This window comes from Streptomyces sp. NPDC001219 (assembly GCF_053597915.1).
On record NZ_JBSFJF010000047.1, the window covers coordinates 33,993 to 53,699 of the forward strand.

The 19,707-nt window shown below is 72.3% G+C and carries 18 protein-coding genes; 11 read left to right on the forward strand and 7 right to left on the reverse strand.

Going from position 1 to position 19,707, the window contains the following annotated elements:
* Position 1: 1 nt before the first annotated feature.
* Positions 2-1,249 carry a M6 family metalloprotease domain-containing protein gene (locus ACWC9R_RS26145; protein WP_450735037.1) on the reverse strand — a complete coding sequence of 416 codons (1,248 nt, stop codon included), beginning with the start codon at positions 1,247-1,249 and terminating at the stop codon, positions 2-4.
* A gap of 460 nt (positions 1,250-1,709) precedes the next feature.
* Between ACWC9R_RS26145 and ACWC9R_RS26150 the strand changes: the two genes are divergently transcribed.
* Together ACWC9R_RS26150 and ACWC9R_RS26155 are read left to right on the forward strand one after the other, a co-directional pair.
* On the forward strand, positions 1,710-2,384 hold the full coding sequence (locus tag ACWC9R_RS26150) for a TetR/AcrR family transcriptional regulator (RefSeq protein ID WP_450735075.1): 675 nt from the start codon (positions 1,710-1,712) through the stop codon (positions 2,382-2,384).
* Between the two features lie 302 nt (positions 2,385-2,686).
* Positions 2,687-4,225 carry an MFS transporter gene (locus tag ACWC9R_RS26155; protein ID WP_450735039.1) on the forward strand — a complete coding sequence of 513 codons (1,539 nt, stop codon included), beginning with the start codon at positions 2,687-2,689 and terminating at the stop codon, positions 4,223-4,225.
* A 222-nt stretch (positions 4,226-4,447) separates the two neighbouring features.
* On the opposite strand, the gene ACWC9R_RS26160 is transcribed toward ACWC9R_RS26155, so the two are convergent.
* On the reverse strand, positions 4,448-4,945 hold the full coding sequence (locus ACWC9R_RS26160; RefSeq protein WP_450735040.1) for a MarR family winged helix-turn-helix transcriptional regulator: 498 nt from the start codon (positions 4,943-4,945) through the stop codon (positions 4,448-4,450).
* Between the two features lie 179 nt (positions 4,946-5,124).
* Between ACWC9R_RS26160 and ACWC9R_RS26165 the strand changes: the two genes are divergently transcribed.
* Positions 5,125-5,892 (forward strand): DODA-type extradiol aromatic ring-opening family dioxygenase, encoded by a 768-nt coding sequence (locus ACWC9R_RS26165; RefSeq protein WP_450735077.1) that lies wholly within the window; start codon positions 5,125-5,127, stop codon positions 5,890-5,892.
* A gap of 58 nt (positions 5,893-5,950) precedes the next feature.
* Here the strand turns inward: ACWC9R_RS26165 and ACWC9R_RS26170 are convergent, their stop codons facing one another.
* Positions 5,951-7,003: a questin oxidase family protein gene (locus tag ACWC9R_RS26170; RefSeq protein WP_450735041.1), complete on the reverse strand. Its 1,053-nt coding sequence runs from the start codon at positions 7,001-7,003 to the stop codon at positions 5,951-5,953.
* A 234-nt stretch (positions 7,004-7,237) separates the two neighbouring features.
* On the opposite strand from ACWC9R_RS26170, the gene ACWC9R_RS26175 reads away from it, so the two are divergent.
* A complete protein-coding gene (locus tag ACWC9R_RS26175; protein ID WP_450735043.1) occupies positions 7,238-7,783 on the forward strand; it encodes a pyridoxamine 5'-phosphate oxidase family protein in 546 nt (181 codons plus the stop codon).
* Between the two features lie 20 nt (positions 7,784-7,803).
* Here the strand turns inward: ACWC9R_RS26175 and ACWC9R_RS26180 are convergent, their stop codons facing one another.
* The 3 genes from ACWC9R_RS26180 to ACWC9R_RS26190 form a co-directional block, all read right to left on the reverse strand.
* Entirely contained in the window at positions 7,804-8,316 is a 513-nt protein-coding gene (locus ACWC9R_RS26180) for a PPOX class F420-dependent oxidoreductase (RefSeq protein ID WP_450735045.1), read from the reverse strand.
* A gap of 76 nt (positions 8,317-8,392) precedes the next feature.
* A complete protein-coding gene (locus ACWC9R_RS26185; RefSeq protein WP_450735046.1) occupies positions 8,393-8,965 on the reverse strand; it encodes a hypothetical protein in 573 nt (190 codons plus the stop codon).
* Positions 8,966-9,091: 126 nt separating this feature from the next.
* Positions 9,092-9,694 carry an N-acetyltransferase family protein gene (locus tag ACWC9R_RS26190; protein WP_450735048.1) on the reverse strand — a complete coding sequence of 201 codons (603 nt, stop codon included), beginning with the start codon at positions 9,692-9,694 and terminating at the stop codon, positions 9,092-9,094.
* Positions 9,695-9,876: 182 nt separating this feature from the next.
* On the opposite strand from ACWC9R_RS26190, the gene ACWC9R_RS26195 reads away from it, so the two are divergent.
* The 7 genes from ACWC9R_RS26195 to ACWC9R_RS26225 all read left to right on the forward strand — a co-directional run bounded on the left by ACWC9R_RS26195 (position 9,877) and on the right by ACWC9R_RS26225 (position 18,142).
* Positions 9,877-10,878, forward strand: a complete 1,002-nt coding sequence (locus tag ACWC9R_RS26195) for a sigma-70 family RNA polymerase sigma factor (RefSeq protein ID WP_450735050.1) — start codon at positions 9,877-9,879, stop codon at positions 10,876-10,878.
* Positions 10,879-11,291: 413 nt separating this feature from the next.
* Positions 11,292-12,083, forward strand: coding sequence for a DeoR/GlpR family DNA-binding transcription regulator (locus ACWC9R_RS26200; RefSeq protein WP_450735051.1), 792 nt, complete (start codon positions 11,292-11,294; stop codon positions 12,081-12,083).
* Complete coding sequence (gene pfkB, locus ACWC9R_RS26205; RefSeq protein WP_450735053.1) at positions 12,080-13,027, forward strand: 1-phosphofructokinase; 948 nt, start codon at positions 12,080-12,082, stop codon at positions 13,025-13,027. The genes ACWC9R_RS26200 and pfkB overlap by 4 nt, the downstream gene beginning before the upstream one ends.
* A 204-nt stretch (positions 13,028-13,231) precedes the next feature.
* Positions 13,232-15,247: a PTS fructose transporter subunit IIABC gene (locus tag ACWC9R_RS26210; RefSeq protein WP_450735054.1), complete on the forward strand. Its 2,016-nt coding sequence runs from the start codon at positions 13,232-13,234 to the stop codon at positions 15,245-15,247.
* 170 nt (positions 15,248-15,417) lie between these two features.
* Positions 15,418-16,269, forward strand: a complete 852-nt coding sequence (locus ACWC9R_RS26215) for a helix-turn-helix domain-containing protein (protein ID WP_450735056.1) — start codon at positions 15,418-15,420, stop codon at positions 16,267-16,269.
* Positions 16,245-16,463: a DUF397 domain-containing protein gene (locus ACWC9R_RS26220; RefSeq protein WP_450735058.1), complete on the forward strand. Its 219-nt coding sequence runs from the start codon at positions 16,245-16,247 to the stop codon at positions 16,461-16,463. Before ACWC9R_RS26215 ends, ACWC9R_RS26220 begins: the two co-directional genes overlap by 25 nt.
* A gap of 191 nt (positions 16,464-16,654) precedes the next feature.
* Positions 16,655-18,142: a hypothetical protein gene (locus tag ACWC9R_RS26225; protein WP_450735059.1), complete on the forward strand. Its 1,488-nt coding sequence runs from the start codon at positions 16,655-16,657 to the stop codon at positions 18,140-18,142.
* Positions 18,143-18,295: 153 nt separating this feature from the next.
* Here the strand turns inward: ACWC9R_RS26225 and ACWC9R_RS26230 are convergent, their stop codons facing one another.
* Positions 18,296-19,642: a L,D-transpeptidase gene (locus ACWC9R_RS26230; protein ID WP_450735061.1), complete on the reverse strand. Its 1,347-nt coding sequence runs from the start codon at positions 19,640-19,642 to the stop codon at positions 18,296-18,298.
* Positions 19,643-19,707 lie beyond the last annotated feature (65 nt).

The following is a 19,707-nucleotide window of genomic DNA, read 5'->3' on the forward strand; positions in this document are numbered from 1 at the left end:
ATCAGGCGCGGGCCGGGGTGACTCGTACGCGGAAGGTGCCGTCCGGGTTTTCGGTCAGGACCGTGACGGCCGCGCCGGTGGTGCGGTCCGTGTAGGTGTCGCCGGGGCGGAAGGTGGCGTCGGTCAGTTCCGGGTCGACGTACTTGTTGTCGCGGTAGCAGCCGCCGCTGTGCGGGGTGGCGTCCACGATGCGGAGGGGGCCGCGGCCGGAGGGGACGTGGGTGGCGACACGGTAGATGAGGATGCCGGGGCGGCAGACCGTCGGGTCCAGGAGGCCACGGGTACGGGCCTCGGCCACCAGGGCGGTGTGCGGGGAGGTCGGGATGACGACGATCTTGGTGCCGCCGGGGGCCGCGACCGGGGTGAGGGTGTGTTCGTGGGGCGTCCCGCGGCGTGGTGCGCAGTGCACCTGACCGGGGGACAGCCAGCCGAGTTTCCACTTGTGCCAGCCGACGAAGTCGTTGCTCGGGCCCCAGTCCTCGTCCATCGGGTCCCAGTGCCCGGCGGGCGGCGGGGCGTTGCGGCCGTCCGTGAAGTAGAGGTCGGGCAGGCCGAAGCTGTGGGCGTTCTCGTGGTTGAGGACGCGGAAGGCGCTCGCCCCGGACTGCCGGCTCCAGATGAAGGACGCGTTCCGGAACGGCACCCCGTCGGCGGTCCGCAGCCCCATGTCGCCGCCGCTGAAGGTGACCGAGAGGACCGTACGGGTCGCGGGCGGCCCGGCGTTGGGGGTGGCGATGATGTTGATGACGTCGTAGTCGCGGAAGTCGACGAGCGGGTCGACGGCGCGTACGACCTCCCGGGAGAGGGCGTGGTAGCCGCCGTCCGAGGCCGGGTCGAAGCCGGCGCCGCGCTGGATGCCGTACGCGGCGAGCGGCCGGGACATACGGAGCCACCGGAGCAGCGGTCTGGGGCGGTACGTCAGCCTGCCGTACGAGCTGGTGCGGAAGTAGTCCGTCGCGGCCGGGAAGAACTCGGCGAAGCGGGCGCCGGGCGACATCGTGGCCGGGGCGTCCGGGAAGTCGATGAAGAGGGTGAGCGCCTCTACGGTGCCGGACGAGCGGGAGAAGCCTGCGGGGGTGTCGGCGGATTCGGCGACGTCGTCGCTGATGCCGCGCAGTGCGCACGGGCCGCTGGGCGGGGCTCCGGGCACGGAGGGTATGGCCACGGCGCTGGGCGGTGAGCCCAGGGCTATGGCCGCGGCTGCGGTGGCCGCACCGGCGGCCAGAACCGCGGTTACCTTGTGCCTCATATCGATCACCTTGGTTCGGCGGGTGATCGCTCGCGCGCGGAATTACATCAACCGGAGTCATGGCGGGGCCGGATGGGTCGGGGTGGGCGTGTCGGGGGTGGGCGTATCCGGAGTGGGTGCGCCGGGCTCGGTGGCGGCGGGGCGGTGCCGGGCGTGGTGGGCCCGCTCGGGTGTGCGCGGTGGGTGGGGCCTGGGGAGTGGGCCGCCGTGGGTGGGGAGCCGGCCTGAGGGGCGGGCCGCCGTGGTGGGTGGGGGCTGGGGGAGATGGCTGCCGTGGGGGCCGACGCGGCGGGCAGGCCGGGTCGCGCCCAGCTGTGGCGCAGGTCACATGAGGGCGTGAAATATCCGGGGAGGGTGTCCCCGTTTAACCAGACGTCCGGCTGAAACGGGGAGCTGCTCCCCGGTTCACGCCGGCCCCTGAACGGACGAGAGGCGAGAGGAGTGAGCTGCCGTGACCGCCGTGGCCGCAGGTGCGAGGTCCGGGAAGCCGGAGCGGAAGGCCGGGGAGCCGGAGCAGCAGCCCCGGCTGCGGGCCGATGCCGCACGCAACCGGGAGCGGATCATCGCGGCCGCCCGCGAGACGATGGTCGAGTTCGGGGCCGAGGTCCCGCTCGATGAGATCGCTCGTCGTGCGGGTGTCGGCAATGCGACGCTCTACCGTCACTTCGCGGATCGTCTGGAGTTGATCCACCACGTCACGCTCTCCGTCATGTCCCGTACCGCGGACCGTGCGGAGAGCGCCCTCGCCGAGGAGTCCGATGCCTTCCAGGCGCTGAGGCGCTTCGTCCACGACGCGGTGGAGGAGCGGATCGGGGCGCTGTGTCCGCTGCTCTCCGACGGCGTCGACCGGGATCATCCCGAGCTGGTCGCGGCGCGGGAGCGGCTGGAGGCTGCCGTGGAGGCCGTCATGGCGGCCGCGCGCGACAGCGGTGAGCTGCGGACGGATATCGCCGTCGGCGATCTGATGGTCGCGATCACCCAGCTCACCCGGCCGCTGCCGGGCAGCCGTTGTGGGAACTTCGACCAGTTCGTACACCGGCATCTGCAGCTGTTCCTGGACGGTCTGCAGGCGCCCGCCCGCTCCGAACTCCCCGGCACCGCCGCCACGTTGGACGACCTGAGGCGCCGCTCGTAAGCCGGAGGGGTGCGCGGGGTCGTCCCGCCGCCCCGGTACCGCCCGTCCCCGCCGAGTGCCTCCCGGCCGTCGGTCTCCGATTCCCTCCCCGACTCCGTCCCCATCCCCGTACCCGACCCGTCCCTGACTCCGTTCTCCGGCCTCGTCTCCTTTCGTCCGTCACCACGCCCCGTCCGTTGCCACGTCCCGCCCGTCGGCGTCGCCGTCGCGCCGACGGGCGCCTCAGCCGACCCGTAGTCCTGTAGTCCCGCCGTCCCGTCTTCGCTCCTGTTCGCTCACCGCACCACTAGGTGGATACCGCCATGCCTGAAACCGCCCCGTCCGTCGATCCCCGGCGCTGGAAAGCGCTGATATTCATCGCTCTCGCCCAACTGATGGTCGTGCTCGACGCGACCATCGTGAACATCGCGCTGCCCTCCGCCCAGCAGGACCTCGGTATCACCGACGCCAACCGGCAGTGGGTGATCACCGCCTACGCGCTGGCCTTCGGCGGTCTGCTGCTCTTCGGCGGGCGCGTGGCCGACCTGTGGGGACGGAAGCGGACCTTCGTCATCGGGCTCGTCGGGTTCGCGGTCGCCTCCGCGCTCGGCGGGGCCGCGGTCAACCAGGGGATGCTGCTGGGCGCACGTGCGCTCCAGGGTGTCTTCGGTGCGCTGCTGGCACCGGCCGCGCTGTCGCTGCTGGCGGTGACCTTCACCGAGGCCAGGGAGCGCGCCAAGGCGTTCGGCATCTTCGGCGCGATCGCCGGTGGTGGCGGCGCCGTGGGCCTGATCCTCGGCGGGGTGCTGACCGAGTACATGGACTGGCGCTGGACCTTCTTCGTCAACATCCCGTTCGCCGTGGTCGCCGCGACCGGCGCCCTCCTGGTCATCCGGGAGCCGGCGGAGGGCCGCAACCCGTCCCGGCTGGACGTCCCCGGCGTCATCCTGGCCACCCTCGGACTGGTGTCGCTGGTCTACGGGTTCACCCGCGCCGAGTCGGACGGCTGGCTGGCCGGCCCGACCCTGGGTCTGTTCGTGGCGGCCGCGGTGCTGCTGCTGGCGTTCGTGCTGGTCGAGTCCAAGGTGAAGGCCCCGCTGCTGCCGCTGCGGGTGGTCACCGACCGCAACCGTGCCGGTGTCTACGCCTCGCTGGGCCTGGCCGTGATCGGCATGTTCGGGCTCTTCCTGTTCCTGACCTACTACCTGCAGATCGTGAAGGGCTACACGCCGGTCACCACGGGCCTGGCCTTCCTCCCGATGATCGTCGGCATGATCACCGGCTCCACGCAGATCGGTGCCCGGTTGATGAACCGCGTCCGGCCGCGGCTGCTGATGGCGCCCGGCTTCGCGGTCGCCGCGCTCGGCATGCTGGTGCTGACCGGGATCGATCTGGACACGTCCTACCCCACGCTGATCCTGCCCGGCTTCCTGCTGATGGGCCTGGGCATGGGTACGGCGTTCATGCCGGCCATGTCGCTGGCCACGCACGGGGTGCAGCCGCGCGACGCCGGTGTCGCCTCCGCGATGGTCAACACCTCGCAGCAGGTGGGCGGCGCGATCGGTACCGCCCTGCTGAACACCATCGCGGCCAGCGCCACCACCGCGTACGCCACCTCGCACGCGGCCGGTGCGCGCTCGGCGGATCTGCTCAAGCTCCAGTCGATGGTGCACGGCTACACCACCGCCATCTGGTGGGCGGTCGGCATCCTGGCCCTGGCAGGCGTGATCGCCTTCACCTTCATCAACACCGGTCGACCGGGCGCCGGTTCACCGGTGGCGTCCTCCGCTGACGGGGAGGGCAAGGCCCTGGGCTCGTCCGAGGAGGACGGCGAGATCCAGGTTCCGGTGATGGTGCACTGACCCGACGGGCGCAATCCCGTAGGGCGTCCCCTACGGCCCTTACGGCGTCCCCCCTACGGGCCGTACGGCGCCCCCCTACGGGCCGTACGGGCGTCCCCGCCCGGCCCGTACGGGATGCCCCGACGGGCCGGGCCGGCCGGCCCGTAGCGGCATCCCACCGCCCCACCCCGCCCGACCGCCCCGCGCACACCCGGCGTCGTCCTCCCCAGCTCCGCTGATCCGTCAGCGCAGCCAGGGGAGGTCGGCGCCTTTCGGCTGCAGTCCCTCGGTCATCACCTGGCAGATCTCGGCCAGTTGGCCGACCTGCTCCGGGGAGAGGCGGTCGAAGATCGCGGAGCGTACGGCGGCGACATGGCCGGGGGCGGCCTTCTCCAGAACCCGCATGCCCTCGTCCGTGAGCAGGGCGTTCTGGCCCCGCTTGTCGGAGGGGCAGTTCTCGCGCCGTACCCAGCCGTTCTTCTCCAGGCGCGCGACCGCGTGCGAGAGGCGGGAGCGGGTGATCTTGGCGTTCTGGGCCAGCTCGGTCATCCGCATCCGGCGCCGCGGTGCACGGGAGAGCTGGACCAGCAGGCCGTAATACACGTGCGGCATCCGGGCGTCCCGTTGCAGCTGACGGTCGAGGTGATCCTCCAGGAGCGTGGTGGCATGGAGGTAGCACTGCCAGGCGTACTGCTCCTCGTCGCTGAGCCAGCGCGGCTCGGCTGCGGGTTCGTTGCTCATACCATCCACTCTCTCACCACTCGGAGAGCTATTTAAGTTTTAACAACGTCGCGTTATGCTGCTGAGGCAACGCTTGAACTTTCAAGCACAGGGTCCTGCGGGTGCTCCGGTCATCCGCACCGACTACTGCCAAGTGTGACGCCGTCGAGCGGTGATCTGGTGAGGTGGCGATGTCCGTGATGCCGGCCCTCTTTCTGAGCCACGGTGCGCCCCCGCTCGCCGACGATCCGTGGTGGCCGGGGCAACTGGCCGCCTGGTCCGCCGCGCTGCCGCGCCCGCGGGCCGTACTGATCGTCTCCGCGCACTGGGAGGAGGCCCCGCTCGCGCTCGGCGCCACGGAGACGGTGCCGCTGGTCTACGACTTCTGGGGCTTCCCGGAGCGCTACTACCAGGTGCGCTACCCCGCCCCGGGGGCGCCGCAGCTCGCCGACCGGGTCCGTAGAACGCTGCGGACGGCGGGGATGCCCGTAGTGGACATCCCCGACCGGGGGCTCGATCACGGTGCCTATGTCCCGCTGGTGGAGATGTTCCCGGACGCCGGTGTCCCGGTGCTCCAGATGTCCCTGCCGACCCTCGACCCGCGCCGGCTCCATGAGATCGGCCGCAGGCTCGCACCGCTGCGGGAGGAGGGCGTGCTGATCATCGGCAGTGGCTTCTTCACCCACAATCTGGCCGCGCTGCGGCACCCAGGGGGCGGGACGCCCGCCTGGTCGGCGGAGTTCGACGACTGGGGGCGGCAGGCCCTGGAGGCCCAGGATCTCGACGCCCTCTTCGACTTCACGCACAAGGCACCGGCCGGGCGGCTGGCCCATCCGCGTACCGAGCACTTCGCGCCGCTGTTCGTGACCCTGGGGGCCGCGGACGCCTACGGGCAGCTGGACAGCGTGCGCAGTGTGATCGACGGGTTCCGGATGGGGCTGGCGAGGCGGTCGGTGCAGTACGGGTGAGGTGAGGAGCGGCGGCGAGGGGCCGGGGTGAGGAAGCCGTGCCGCGCGGGGGCGTCCGTCAGTCGTCGTCCGTGTCGATCAGTGCGAGGGCGTTCAGGGCCGCTGACAGGGCGCGGGTGTCGCCGTCCTCGGCGCCCGCCGCGACGTCCAGCGCGGTGTCCGCGAACTTGATCGCGTGCTCGTTGCCGTGGGCGACCGCCCGCGCGAACACCTCCTCGGGGGTGACCGTGCGGGCGTCCGGTGCCGGGCGCGGGGCGTCCGCGGCGTAGAGCGTGGTGAGCGCCGAGGCCGCCGCCCAGGCCACCGCGAACGAGCCCGCCCACAGCTCCCGGGGGAGCGCCGGCAGGGTGCGCAGCACCGCGTTCGGCGCGGTGGCGGCGTGCACCAGCAGAATGCCGTGACCGTGGCCGTGGTCCGCGTAGTTGAGGGTGGCGGCACGTACCAGGGCGGTCAGGCCGTCGCGTGCGGCCTCGGGGTCGTCGGGGACGTGCAGCGACTCGGTGGTGCGCAACCAGCCGGGAGTGCCGGGTAGTTGGGCGTAGCCGTCCAGGGGTGACATGGGCCGGTCGGCGAGCCGGGGGAGGGCGGCCAGCGCCGCCGCCGGGGTGGCGCTGCCCGACGGGTGCACCGCGGTGGGCAGCGGCAGATGGCGGGTGGCCCAGTAGCCGAGAGCGTGCGCGAACTCCGCGGTCAGCGCCGGGTTCTCCCCCTCCGCCAGCAGGCTGCGTACGGCATGGCCCACGCGGATGACGGGGTGGGTGGCGGCTCCGGCGATGCCCGGCAGCAGCCGTGGCCACCACGCGGCGAGGAGCTCGCGCCAGGGGTGCTCGGCGATCTGCTCGGTGAAGTAGCGGGTCCAGTCGGTGACCCGGCTCGGATCGCCCAGTGCCTGCCGCCAGTTGGCGTCGGTAATACGGGCCCGGGGAGCCGGTACGTCCTCCAGTTTGGGCGCGTAGCCGTCGAGCCAGCGGTGGACGGTCCAGGCCTGGCCGTTGCGGACCATGGCTTCCACGGCCATCGGCCCGTGGTTGCTGAGAAAGCCCGCGAACTCGGGTCCGGAGGCGTGCAGTCGTAACAGGGCCTCGTCGAGCGTGCCGTTCGTCGTGTCCATGGCCCGAGGCCAGGTTCGGCGGGCGGCGCCAGACATCGGGCCTTCGGCCTACACCGCTGGTCGGCGGCTCACGGCGCTGGTCGTACGGCCGCGGTGGAGGGCGGGCGGTGCGGCCGCCGGAGCCAGGCCACGGCGCCGGCCCCCGCTCCCGCTCCCGCTCCCCGTCTCCCCATCCCCCCACCGGCTTCTCCATACCGGACAGGAGGTGTCGGGTATCCGGGAGAGGGTGCTGCCATGACGGAGAAAAACAGCGGTACGGCATACCGGGAGAGCGGCGTGGGCGGGGCGGTCGGCTGGTCGGTGGTGGAGGCGGCGGCACCGGAACTGGCCGGGCGGGTGCGGGAGCGCTTCGGGGCGTACCGGCACCACGTCCTGGCGACCGTACGGAAGGACGGCGCGCCCCGGCTCACCGGTCTGGAGGCGGACTTCCGGCACGGGGAGCTGTGGCTGGGCATGATGGCGGGCTCGCGCAAGGTCTCCGACCTGCGGCGCGACCCCCGGTTCTCGCTGCACGCCAATCCGGGGCCGGGCACGGATCTGGCCGGCGGGGACGTACGGGTGTCCGGGCGGGCGGTGGAGGTGACCGACCCCGGTCCGGTCGCGCGCTATGCGGCGGCGGTGCGCCCGCCGGAGCCGTTCCACCTGTTTCGTGCGGAGCTGACGGAGGTGGTGCGGACGTCCATCGAGGACCCGTACGTGGTGGTGGAGGCCTGGGTGCCGGGCCGGGCGCCGCGCACCATCCGGCGGACGTCCCATGACCCGGCGCGCCAGGTGGAGTGAGGAGGCGGCGCGGCCCGCGCTCAGCCGACGTCGCGGCCCTGTGAGCGGCCGTCGTCCGGTGCGAGATGCCAGCTGATGACGCGGCGCGGATGGATGCGGAGCACGTCGTTGCTGAAGAAGTCGGGGGCCATCGGGGGTGCGTCGAGGGTCAGCGGTTCGGCGCGGCCGCGGATCTCCACACCGCGGCCCCAGCCGGGGGCGACCGGGTCGTCGGCGGGGGCCATGTCGTCGATGAGCAGGGAGACTTCGGGGCGGGCCTGGGCGTTGCCGTACTTCTGGGTGCGGCGCATCGTGGGCCCGCCGATGTCGAGGGTGTCGTCGTCGTTCAGCACGAAGCCGACCGGGCGTACCTGCGGGCCGCCGTCCGGTCCGGTGGTCGCCAGGCGGGCCAGCGGCTGGCCCGCGAGGTAGGCGCGCTCCGTTGGAGTGAAGACCTGCCCGGGGGTTCCGGGGGCGGACGCCTCCGCGGAGGACGGGCCGGCGGCGTCCGGGGCCGGGGCGCCGGGGTTCGGGGAGGGAGAGGGGGTGGTCATGTCGCCGACGCTAGGACCTCAAGCGCGGTTGAGGTCAAGGGGTGGCCTCCGCAGGGGCGGCGGGCTCCGCCGGGCGTCAATGGGTGGCCACCGGCAGGCGGTGGGACCGTTCGCCCCGGTGGTGGTGCTGGTGCGGCCGGTGCAGGCCGTGCGGCTCGCGGGTGCGGTGGGTGCGGAAGACGTAGAGGGCGGCCACGAACATCACGGCGCCCATGGTGAAGCCGAAGGCGCACGACTTGAGGATGGCCTCGCCGCCGAGGCTGTAGACCCAGCCCATCGAGCAGCCGAAGAGCGCGCCGTAGGCGGCCGCCCGGGTCTCGGTGATCAGGGTCGACTGGAAGTGGGCCACGATCAGGCCCAGTGCGCCGGACACCACGGCCCCGGAGAGCCCGTACAGCATGGCCGGGCCGCCCTTGATGCCCGCGGTGTGGGTGCGGAAGATGATGAAGCAGCCGAAGGCGAGCGCCGTGATGACCGGCAGTGAGACGGTCGCCGGGATGTGCCTGGCCCGCTCCTTCATCCCGTTCATCCCGGCGGTTCGCGGGGACTCCTCCGGGCCGCGGGTGGCGGCCGTCGCGCCGTGTTCGGTCTCGACCGTGCCGTGGGAGCGGGCGGCCCTCGCGCCGTGCCGCTGGGCGTGCTGGTCCATGGCGGGCTCCTCTCGGTTTCCCCCGCGGCCCCTTCTGTCCAGGCGACACCCGGGCGCCGCCCGCGGCAACCGGAACGGGCGGCGGCGGGGCCGGGAGCGGCGCGAGGAGCCGGTTGGCCCGTGGGCTCAGCCCAGGTCCTTCTGGTACCAGGCCACGTCCCAGTAGCGGCCGAACTTGCGGCCCACCTCCGTGAACGTGCCGATGTGCCGGAAGCCGAAGCGGGCGTGGAGGCGCTGGGAGGCCTCGTTGGGCTGGGCGATCCCGGCGTAGGCGCGGTGCACGTCCTCGCCGGCCAGCGCCTCGAACAGGGCCTTGTAGAGCAGCGTGCCGATACCGCGGCCGCCCGCGTCCGGGGCGCAGTAGACGGTGACCTCGACGGACGGGCCGTAGGCGGCCTTCGGGCGGAACGCGCTGCTGGTCGCGTAGCCGAGCAGCGCACCGTCCGGGTGTCCTGCCCCGCCGGGTGCCGCCGCGCCTATGGAGGGAGCGGGCGGCGGCCCGTTGTGCGGGATTTTCGTCCGTTCTGTCGCCTCTTGGGCAACCAGAAGTCGGTGCGGGCCGTCTTGGGGGTGGGAGAGCAACCACGGGCGGCGCTGTTCCGGAGTGAAGGGCTCCAGATCGAATGTGAGGGAAGTCTCGCGGATGAAGTGGTTGTAAAGATCCGTGAGGGCCGGAAGGTCCGCCTCCACGCCCGCCCTGACCTGCACTTCCCCGTGCTGTTGCCGCATGTGACCTCCTAGAGCGAGGCGCAGGGTACTGCATGATCAGAAAAATAGCGGGGACGCCTGGGAATTCTGTCCGGATTCCAGCCGTTGTTTCCTTCGGACGGGCCACTCGGCAAGCATCGGTTTCGATCACCACTGGCCCGCCCACCGTCCCGCGACCGACTCATCGCAAAGGGAGCACACGCATGGCAACCCGTGCCGTCGCCCGCCGTCAGGAAGCCAGCAGCGGTTCTGACGGGGCCAACAGTGTTCGCGCCGTAGGCGGGGAGATCGCCGACCGCGACCTGGTCGGCATGTACCTCGACGAGATCGCGCGTACGCCACTGCTCGACGCGGCCAAGGAGGTCGAGCTGTCCCAGACCATCGAGGCGGGCGTCTACGCCCGGCAGATCCTGGACGGCGAGGTCACCGACGGCAATGCCGTGGGGGCCGACCGCGAGGAGCTGGCGGCGCTGGTCGAGGAGAGCGACAAGGCCAAGGACATCTTCATCCGCTCCAACCTCCGCCTCGTGGTGGCGGTAGCCCGCCGCTACCCGCGCGCCGGCCTCCCCCTGCTGGACCTGATCCAGGAGGGCAACGCCGGTCTGGTGCGCGCCGTGGAGAAGTTCGACTACACCAAGGGCTTCAAGTTCTCGACGTACGCGACGTGGTGGATTCGCCAGGCCATCACCCGCTCCATCGCCGACCAGTCGCGCACGATCCGGCTGCCCGTGCACCTCGTCGAGGAGCTGGGCCGGATACGCCGGGTGCAGCGCGAGTTCAACCGTGAGAACGGCCGTGACCCGGAGCCGGCGGAGGTCGCCGGCGAACTGGGCTCCACGCCCGCCCGCGTCACCGACGTCCTGGACTGGGCGCGCGACCCGGTCAGTCTCAACATGTCGGTGGACGACGACGGCGACACCCAGTTCGGCGACCTGCTGGAGGACACCTCCGCGGCCTCGCCCGAGCAGTCCGTGCTCACGCTGCTGCGCAGTGAGGAGCTGGAGGACCTGATAGACCGTCTCGACCACCGCACCGCCTCGATCATCAAGGCCCGCTACGGCATCGAGGACGGCCGCGAGCGCACGCTGACCGAGGTCGGCAAGCAGCACGGCCTGACCCGCGAGCGCATCCGCCAGATCGAGAAGCACGCGCTGCTGGAGCTGAAGCGGATGGCGCATGACACGGGATTCGACGCGGCCGCATAGCGAGTGCGCGGGTGCGCGCGCCGAGATCCGAGGCCCGGTCTGTGACGGACGAGCCCCGACGCCCCTTCCGGCGTCGGGGCTCCGTCGCGTCCGGAGCCCGCGGGGGTAGGTAGCACCGTCAGCTACACGGGCCCGCCACGCGTCCGCACGGGCCCGCCACGCGTCCGCACGGGCCCGCCACGCGTCCGCACCGGCTCGCCACGCGTCCGCACCAGTCCGCCGCGCGTCCACAGCGGCCGCCCCGCATCCACGCCCCCCGCCTCGCGTCCGCACCGGCCGCCCGCATCCACACCCCCGCCTCCTCCCGATGTCTGTTTGAGTCCGACCGAAGCCCGGATCTGTTTACTTCGCGGATATGCGGGCGTAGCATCCCGCTGAAACCACAGGCTCGGGCATGGAACGGACACACGCTGATGTACGCACCGGAGCGCCAGCAGGAGATTCTGCGGCTGGCCCGTGAGAGCGGCCGGGTCGATGTGCTCTCCCTCGCGGACGAGTTCCAGGTCACCGCCGAGACCGTGCGGCGCGACCTGAAGGCCCTGGACCGGGCCGGTCTGGTGCGCCGGGTGCACGGCGGAGCCATCCCGGCCGGCCGGCTGGACTTCGAGCCCGACCTCGCCGAACGGGACGCCGTCGCCGCCGACGAGAAGCAGCGCATCGCCCGCGCCGCGCTCGCCGAGCTGCCCGGCGGCGAAGGCGGCACCGGCAGCTCCGGCCGCTCCGGGAGCGTGATCCTGGACGCCGGCACGACCGCCGCCCGGCTCGCCGCCGAGATCCCGCTGGAGGCCGAGCTGACGGTCGTCACCCACGGTCTGCCGGTCGCCGCCCGCCTCGCCGACCACCCCGGGCTCACCCTCCACCTCGTCGGCGGTCGCATCCGGCACCGTACGCGGGCCGCGGTCGACGACTGGGCGCTGCGCGCCTACCGCGAGATCAACGCCGATGTGCTGTTCCTCGCGACCAACGGCTTCTCCGTCGACGGCGGCCTGACCACCCCCGACCTCGCGGAGGCCGCCGTCAAGCGGACGCTGATCGCCGCCGCCCGCCGGGTCGTCCTCCTCGCCGACTCCGCCAAATACGGGCAGCAGCACTTCGCCCGCTTCGGCGAGCTGTCGGACGTGGACGTCCTCATCACCGACACCGGGCTGAGCCCCGACGACGCCCTCGCCATCGAGCGCGCGGGCACGGAAGTGGTACGCGCATGATCCTCACCGTCACCCCCAACCCCAGCCTGGACCGCACGTACGAGATCCCGGCGCTGGACCGCGGGGCCGTGCTCCGGGCCACCGGCGACCGGGTCGACCCCGGCGGCAAGGGCGTCAATGTCTCGCGCGCGGTCGCCGCCGCCGGACACCGCACCGTCGCCGTCCTGCCGGTGGGCGGAGCCGCCGGTGCGGCGCTGGCCGGGCTGCTGGGTGCCGAGGGCATCGAGGTGGCGGGCGTGCCGGTGGCCGGGCAGACCCGCGCCAACATCGCGGCCGCCGAACCCGACGGCACCCTCACCAAGATCAACGCGACCGGGCCCGAACTGACCGCCGAGGAGTCGGAGGCGCTGCTGGCCACGGTCGGCGAGCGTTCCGTGGGCGCCGACTGGATCGCCTGCTGCGGCAGCCTGCCGCGCGGCCTGGCCCCCGAGTGGTACGCGGAGCTGGTCGCCCGCACCCACCGGGCCGGCGCCCGGATCGCCCTGGACACCTCAGGACCCTCGCTGACCGCCGCGCTGCGCGAACGCCCCGACGTCGTCAAGCCGAACGCCGAGGAGCTGGCGCAGGCCGTCGGCCGCCCGCTCACCACCCTCGGCGACGCGGTCAAGGCCGCCGAGGAACTGCGCACCTGGGGAGCCCGCGCCGTACTGGCCTCCCTGGGGGCGGACGGCCAGCTCCTGGTCGACGCGGACGGCGCCTTCTTCGGCAGCGCCCCGGTCGCCGCCGTCCGCAGCAACGTCGGCGCGGGCGACGCCTCGCTGGCGGGCTTCCTCACGGCGGGCGGTACGGGGCCGGGGGCGCTGGCCGTCGCGCTGGCCCACGGCGCGGCCGCCGTCCAGCTGCCCGGCAGCCAGATGCCGACGCCGGACGACCTGGACCCGGCCGCGGTCCGGACCACCGACGCGGTGCCGTTCGACCGCCCGCTGACGGAGCCGGTGCCATGAGCACCGCGCGCCTCGCCGGTGCCATGAGCACCTCGCTCCGGGCCGTTGCCGTGACCGCCGCGTACGGAGCGGTGGTTGCCGGGTCCGCGGCGCATCCCCGCGTCCCCTCCGCCGTTCCCCCGGCCCCCGCCGGGCGGCGCCTCAGCCACCCCCCGTCCCGTCCCCACCGCCCGCACGGCGGTACCGCGCGCAAGGGAGCCCGCGATGAGTGAGCTGATCACCGCGGAACTGGTCGACCTCGACCTGTCCGCAGCAACGAAGGACGCCGCCGCACGGTCCCTGGCCGAGCGGATGGCCGCCGCCGGCCGCGTCACCGACCTGGAGGGCTTCCTCGCGGACGTCGCGGCACGCGAGGCCCAGATGCCGACCGGGCTGGACGGCGGGATCGGCATCCCGCACTGCCGCAGCGCGCACGTCACGGAGCCCACGCTGGCCTTCGGACGCAGCGCCTCCGGTATCGACTTCGGGGCACCGGACGGCCCGGCCGACCTGATCTTCCTGATCGCGGCCCCGGCGGGCGGCGACGCCGACCACCTGTCGATCCTCTCCACCCTCGCCCGCCACCTGATGGACGACACCTTCACCGGCGCCCTGCGCTCCGCCACCGAACCGGACCGTACGGCGGCACTGATACGCGGCGACGAACCGGCGGGGGCCGAAGGCGAGACGGAGCCGGAAGCGGTCGCCCCTGCCGCAGCGGCCGACGAGCCCGCCCCCGAGGCGGCCGACGAGCCCACCCCCGCCCCCTTCCGCATCGTCGCCGTCACCTCCTGCCCCACCGGCATCGCGCACACCTACATGGCCGCCGAGTCACTGGAGAAGGCCGGGCAGGCCGCCGGAGTCGAGGTGTTCGTCGAGACCCAGGGCTCGGCCGGGTTCCAGCGGCTCGACCCGCAGCTGGTCGCGGACGCGGACGGCGTGATCTTCGCGCATGACGTCGAGGTACGGGACAGGGAACGCTTCGCCGGGAAGCCCACCGTCGACGTCGGGGTGAAGGCGGGCATCAACCGCCCCGCCGAACTCATCGCCGAGGTACGCCAGAAGGCCGCCCACGGCGAGACCGGCGCCCCGGCGCGGGCCACCGCCCCCATGGACCAGGGCGCCGACACGGGCGACGGCTTCGCCACCCGGCTGCGCAAGTGGCTGATGACCGGCGTGAGTTACATGGTCCCGTTCGTCGCCGCGGGCGGTCTGCTCATCGCGCTCGCCTTCGCCCTCGGCGGCTACACGGTCGACAAGGCGCCGTCCGTCGCCGAGCACTTCCTCTGGACCGAGTCCGCCAGCTGGGCGGCGCTGCTCTTCCAGACAGGCAGTGTGGCGTTCGGCTTCCTCGTCCCGGTCCTGGCCGGATTCATCGCGTACGGCATGGCGGACCGGCCGGGCCTGGTCCCCGGCTTCGTCGGCGGCGCCATCGCGCTCACCATCAACGCCGGGTTCCTCGGCGGACTGATCGCCGGTCTGCTCGCGGGCGCCGTGGTGATGGCGCTGCAGCAGGTCCGAATCCCCCCGGTGCTGCGCGGCATCATGCCGGTCGTGGTCATCCCCCTGGTCTCCTCGGCGGTCGTCGGCCTCCTGATGTTCCTCGTGATCGGCAAGCCGGTCGCCGCGCTCCAGAAGGGGCTGACGGACTGGCTGTCCGGCCTCACCGGCGCCAACGCGATCATCCTGGGCGTGATCCTCGGCCTGATGATGTGCTTCGACCTCGGCGGCCCGCTCAACAAGGTGGCGTACGCCTTCGCGGTCGGCGGCCTCGCCAACCCCAACGAGGGCAGCCTGAAGGTCATGGCCGCGGTGATGGCGGCCGGTATGGTCCCGCCGCTGGCGATGGCGCTGGCCACGACCGTCCGGGGCCGGCTCTTCACCAAGACCGAACGCGAGAACGGCAAGGCGGCCTGGGTGCTCGGCGCCTCCTTCATCACCGAGGGCGCGATCCCCTTCGCCGCCGCCGACCCGCTGCGCGTCATCCCGTCCGCGATGGCCGGCGGCGCGGTCACCGGCGCCCTGTCGATGGCCTTCGGCTGCACCCTCCGCGCCCCGCACGGCGGCATCTTCGTCGTCCCGCTGATCGGCCAGCCGCTCCTCTACCTGCTCGCCATCGCCGCGGGCACCGGCGTCAGCACGGCCCTGGTGATCCTCCTCAAGGGCCTGCGCAAGCCGTCCCCCACGCAGCCGGCACCCACGCCCACCGACACCCCGAACGAGGTACCGGCGGCCGCCTGATCCCTGCCGCCCCTGTCTGCCGTTTCCCTGCCCGAGCCCCTGGCGGACCACTACCGTGCGTATTCCGGCCCTTACGGGAAAGGGCCCGGAATTGGGCGCGAATGCCGCTTGTCCGCGGTACTTCGCCGCCACGCACCGTTAGTTCCACACCTTCCACGGAGGAGGTCGCCATGCCGCCGAGGCGAGCGGTCACCGGTCGGAGCCAGGAGCCGCGCCAGCGCTACGTAGAAGAGCTGCGATTACTGCGGCAGCAGAAGGGCGACAGCCTCCGCCAGCTCGGCGACGTGCTGGGGTGGGACTGGTCGCTCTTCGGGAAGATGGAGAAGGGCGAGACCCTCGGCGGCCCGGAGGTCGCTCAGGCCTTGGACCAGCATTACGGGACGGCTGGACTGCTGCTGACGCTGTGGGAGTTGGCGGCGGGGGACCCTACGCAGTTCCGGGAGCAATATCGGCGGTACATGTCACTGGAAGCCGAAGCGACAGGCATTCTCTGGTACTCGCCGTGTGTGGTGCCGGGCCTGCTACAGACCGAGGCGTACGCCCGCAGGCTGCTGCTTCGTGGCAGCCTAGGGCCAGGTGCCAAACTCGATCAGCAGGTGGCGGCGCGGATGACCCGTCGCGAGATCCTGTCCGAGAACGGGGCGCCGCTTTTCCGCGCGATCCTCGACGAGAACGTGTTGCGTCGCACGCTGCTGGACTGCGAGGAGTGGCAGGAGCAGTTGAGGCACCTCGACGAGATGGCCGGGAAGCCCAATGTGACGCTCCAGATCCTCCCGTTCGCCGCTGGGCCGTGCGAGTTGATCAACACGGATACGGCACTTCTGCGACTTCCGGAGGGCAGGACCGTCGCCTGGGTGGAGACCGGATACGACGGGCAACTGGTCGAGGAAAACGCCGGAGTTGAGCATCTTCAGTTCAGCTACGATCGGCTGCGCGACCACGCGCTGTCCCCGCGTGAGTCCGCGGTGTTCATTCAGCGTCTCCTGGAGGAAGTCCCATGCCTGCTCCCCGATTCGAAGTGAGTGCCGCTCGATGGCGTAAGTCCAGCTACAGCAACCAAGAGGGCGGCGCGTGCGTTGAGGTGGCCGACGACTTCCCCGCCGTCGTCCCCGTCCGTGACAGCAAGGACCCCCACGGCCCGGCCCTCCTCTTCGAGGCCTCCGCGTGGTCGTCCTTCGTCACTGCCGTGAAGAGCGGCGGGCTCACCAGCGCCTGAACTCCACGACACGGCCCCCGTCGCCCACCGGTGACGGGGGCCGGCGTCGTGTGCGCAGAGGCGCTGGTCGAGGCCCCGGTCAGTAGCGGCCGGGGCCTCGAAGGCACCATCGTCACGGAATTGGACGCGGCCGGAGAGGGCACGAAGCAGATGAAGGAAACACCCGGCACGGGCACGTACGGAGCGTCCGGATGAAGGGCGAGCAGGCGTCCGAGGTGACCCTGTCCGAGCCGGACGACCGGCCCGGTGATCGGGAACAGCCGTCCGTGGCCGGGGCGGTCGGTGCACGCAGCGGCCGGTGGGTGTCCGTGGCCGCGCCTCTCGCGCTGGTGGCGCTCACCGCGGCCTGGCTCTTTCTCGGGGCCGGGGCCGTGCGGACGGTCGTTGTCTGGCTCGCCTTCGGGGTGCTGGCGCTGTGCCTGGGAGCCGTCGGGGTGAGTGTGTTCCGGGCCGGTGCGCCCCGGAACCAGACCTACGCACGGGCGGTGCGGGCCGCCTCCGCGGCATCGGCGGGCACCCGGCCCGCCGCCGTTCCCGCACGGCTGCACGGCACACCGTGGCCGTCGCTCCGCGCCGTCGGCCTGCTCGTCGCGCTGCCGACGCTGGTGTGCCTGTGGATCATGCTCGCGGCGGCGGAACCGGACTCCGGGAGCCGGGCGCCGGCCTTGCGCGAGGCCGGCGCCGTCACCGGCAGCTTCCATATCGCCGCCATCGAGCACGAGGTGACCGAGGGGCGCGGTCGGCGGGCGCACGCCACGGCCGACTACACCGTCCTCCTTCCACCGGCGAACGGGCAGCGGGGCGGCCGTGGGGTTCCGGCCACCTTCACGGCGGCCACCGAACGGCGCCATGAGGCCGGCGGGACGATATACGTCGGCCACGTGCCAGGGCACCCCGAACTGGGGGCCGTGGGCGACGACCAGCGGGCCGAGGTGGAGAGGAAGCTGTCCGGCCGGGCGGTGGAAGCCTCGGTGTACTGGGTGGCGGCGGGCATCTGGATTCTGGTGACGCTGGCACTCTGCGCAGGCTGGTGGCGGGAGGGCGTCACGCGCCGGGGTGCGCGCAGCACCGGCGAGGACTGGGTCGCCCTGCGGGTCCGCGTCACGGGCGGCGGAAAGCACACCGACGCCCCGCCGGCCGAGGGCACGGAACAGATGACCGCGCGCGAACGCCGGGACAACACCCGGCGGCTGCAGTGTCTGCTGCTCGCCGTTGACGGCACGGAGCGGACCGTTCCTTTCCACGGCGAGCTGTCCAGCACCGTCGCGGGGACCGTCCTGGCAGGGGCATCAGGGCTGCTGGTGTGGCACCCGCAGCGGGGCCGGGGCAAGGACGTGCTCGCCGAGCTGATCGGCGATGACGGCTGGCAGTTGCCGGGTGCGGTGCCCGTCCGGGTGGCTCAGGAAGTGCGGGCGGACGTCCCGGCCCCGGAGCGCGGGCCGGCCCCCGGGGCTGAGACCGGGCGTCAGGTCCCGCTGCTGGACCTCGGCGCCGCCTGGTCCGCGACCGTGTCGAAGCCGTTGCTGGTCGGACTGGCGTGCTCGGTGGCGATCATGGGAGCCCTGCTGGCCGTGCCGGACAACGGCGCGTGGCGGCTGTGGGCCGGTGCGGCGGGCCTGCTGGCGCCGCTCGCCGCCCTCTTGGTACGGACGTCCCGGGCTGACGCGGGCGGTGCCTGACGAGCCCGCCCCGGGCGGCGACTGACAGAGGCCGGACGGACGCGCTGCCCCTCCTACTGGGGGCGGCGTGCCCCTGCACACACAAAGGCGGTGGCCGCCCCCAAGGGACCGGCCACCGCCTTCAGCTGTGCTCCGCTGGCGCGTCGTCGTGCGTCAGACCGCGCTGCCCTGCTGCCACTCGGACCAGGACATGTTCCAGCCGTTGAGGCCGTTGTCGGGCTTGACGGTCTCGTCCTTCGAGTTCTTCACGATGACGACGTCGCCGATCAGGGACTCGTTGAAGAACCACTTGCCCGGGGTGTCGCCCCCGCCGCCCTTGTTGTCACGCAGGCCGACGCAGCCGTGGCTGGTGCCGGCCTGGCCGAAGATCGACGGGGCGCCCCAGTAGTTGCCGTGGAGGAAGGTGCCGGAGGCCGAGAGCCGCATGGCGTGCGGGACGTCGGGGATGTCGTACTCGCCCTTGCCGTCCTTTTTCTTGAAGCCGACCGTGGAGCCGTCCATCCGGGTCTGCTCGAACTTCTCCGAGATCACCATCTGGCCGTTGTAGGTGGGGTTCTCGGGGCTGCCGCCGGAGATCGGGATGTTCTTGAGGGTCTTGCCGTCCCGCTTGACCGTCATGTGCTGGGTGTTCATGTCGACCGTGGAGACCTGCGAGCGCCCGATGGTGAAGGACACCGTCTTGGACTGCACGCCGGTGATGCCCTGGCCGCCCTTCACCCCGTCCAGGTCGATCTTCATGGTGACCTTGGAGCCGGCCTTCCAGTAGTCCTCGGGACGGAAGTCCAGGCGCTGGGTGCCGAACCAGTGGCCGACGACCTTCTGGCCGCTGCTGGAGGTCACCGTGATGTGGGACTGGACGTCCTTCTTGTTGCTGATCGCCTTGTCGAAGTTGAACGACACCGGCATGCCGACGCCGACGGTCTTGCCGTTGTCGGGGGTGTAGCTGCCGATGAAGCTGTTCGCCGAGGAGACCGTCGTGAAGGAGGCGTTCTCGGTGGCGGCCCGGCCCTTGGCGTCCTTGGCCTTCGCCACGATCCGGTACTTGGTGCCGCGCTCCAGCTGGACGCCGGGCTTCCAGGACGTGCCGTCGGACGATATGGCACCGGCGACGTCCTTGCCGGAGTCGGCCTCGGTGAGCTTCACCTCGGTCAGCTTGCCGCCGGTGGTCTTCACCCCGGTGTCGTTGATGCTGGCGTTGGTGGCGCCGTCCTTCGACGAGACCTCGATCTTGACGTCGGAGGCGTTCTTGGCGGCCGCGGCGTCCGCGCCGGCCTGGCCGTTCTTGCCGTCGTCGTTGCCACCGGCCGAGGCGTCCCCGCCACAGGCGGACAGGGTCAGCGCGCTCGCGGCGAACAGGGCCGTCACGGCGAGCGTGCGGCGCATCCGCCGGGTGCGGCGCGGCGCGCCCGGCGCCTGCTGCTCGGCTGACAGGAGCAGCTGGTGCGGGGTGCGGGACCGAGCGGGAGCGGGGGTGTCCGGCGTTGTCACGAGCTGCTCCATAACAGGGGTGTTGTGGTTTTCCGTGCTGGTAAACAGCACGAGCGGGCGGATTTGGTTGCGGGTAC

Bases quoted from the DNA above. Each gene is read 5' to 3' on its own strand.
- ACWC9R_RS26220 (WP_450735058.1), top strand. From the start codon at position 16,245: ATGCCTGCTCCCCGATTCGAAGTGAGTGCCGCTCGATGGCGTAAGTCC.
- ACWC9R_RS26165 (WP_450735077.1), top strand. From the start codon at position 5,125: ATGCCGGCCCTCTTTCTGAGCCACGGTGCGCCCCCGCTCGCCGACGAT.
- ACWC9R_RS26225 (WP_450735059.1), top strand. From the start codon at position 16,655: ATGAAGGGCGAGCAGGCGTCCGAGGTGACCCTGTCCGAGCCGGACGAC.
- ACWC9R_RS26190 (WP_450735048.1), bottom strand. From the start codon at position 9,694: ATGCGGCAACAGCACGGGGAAGTGCAGGTCAGGGCGGGCGTGGAGGCG.
- ACWC9R_RS26200 (WP_450735051.1), top strand. From the start codon at position 11,292: ATGTACGCACCGGAGCGCCAGCAGGAGATTCTGCGGCTGGCCCGTGAG.
- ACWC9R_RS26195 (WP_450735050.1), top strand. From the start codon at position 9,877: ATGGCAACCCGTGCCGTCGCCCGCCGTCAGGAAGCCAGCAGCGGTTCT.
- pfkB (WP_450735053.1), top strand. From the start codon at position 12,080: ATGATCCTCACCGTCACCCCCAACCCCAGCCTGGACCGCACGTACGAG.
- ACWC9R_RS26185 (WP_450735046.1), bottom strand. From the start codon at position 8,965: ATGGACCAGCACGCCCAGCGGCACGGCGCGAGGGCCGCCCGCTCCCAC.
- ACWC9R_RS26215 (WP_450735056.1), top strand. From the start codon at position 15,418: ATGCCGCCGAGGCGAGCGGTCACCGGTCGGAGCCAGGAGCCGCGCCAG.
- ACWC9R_RS26160 (WP_450735040.1), bottom strand. From the start codon at position 4,945: ATGAGCAACGAACCCGCAGCCGAGCCGCGCTGGCTCAGCGACGAGGAG.
- ACWC9R_RS26175 (WP_450735043.1), top strand. From the start codon at position 7,238: ATGACGGAGAAAAACAGCGGTACGGCATACCGGGAGAGCGGCGTGGGC.
- ACWC9R_RS26170 (WP_450735041.1), bottom strand. From the start codon at position 7,003: ATGGACACGACGAACGGCACGCTCGACGAGGCCCTGTTACGACTGCAC.
- ACWC9R_RS26210 (WP_450735054.1), top strand. From the start codon at position 13,232: ATGAGTGAGCTGATCACCGCGGAACTGGTCGACCTCGACCTGTCCGCA.
- ACWC9R_RS26145 (WP_450735037.1), bottom strand. From the start codon at position 1,249: ATGAGGCACAAGGTAACCGCGGTTCTGGCCGCCGGTGCGGCCACCGCA.
- ACWC9R_RS26180 (WP_450735045.1), bottom strand. From the start codon at position 8,316: ATGACCACCCCCTCTCCCTCCCCGAACCCCGGCGCCCCGGCCCCGGAC.
- ACWC9R_RS26230 (WP_450735061.1), bottom strand. From the start codon at position 19,642: ATGGAGCAGCTCGTGACAACGCCGGACACCCCCGCTCCCGCTCGGTCC.
- ACWC9R_RS26155 (WP_450735039.1), top strand. From the start codon at position 2,687: ATGCCTGAAACCGCCCCGTCCGTCGATCCCCGGCGCTGGAAAGCGCTG.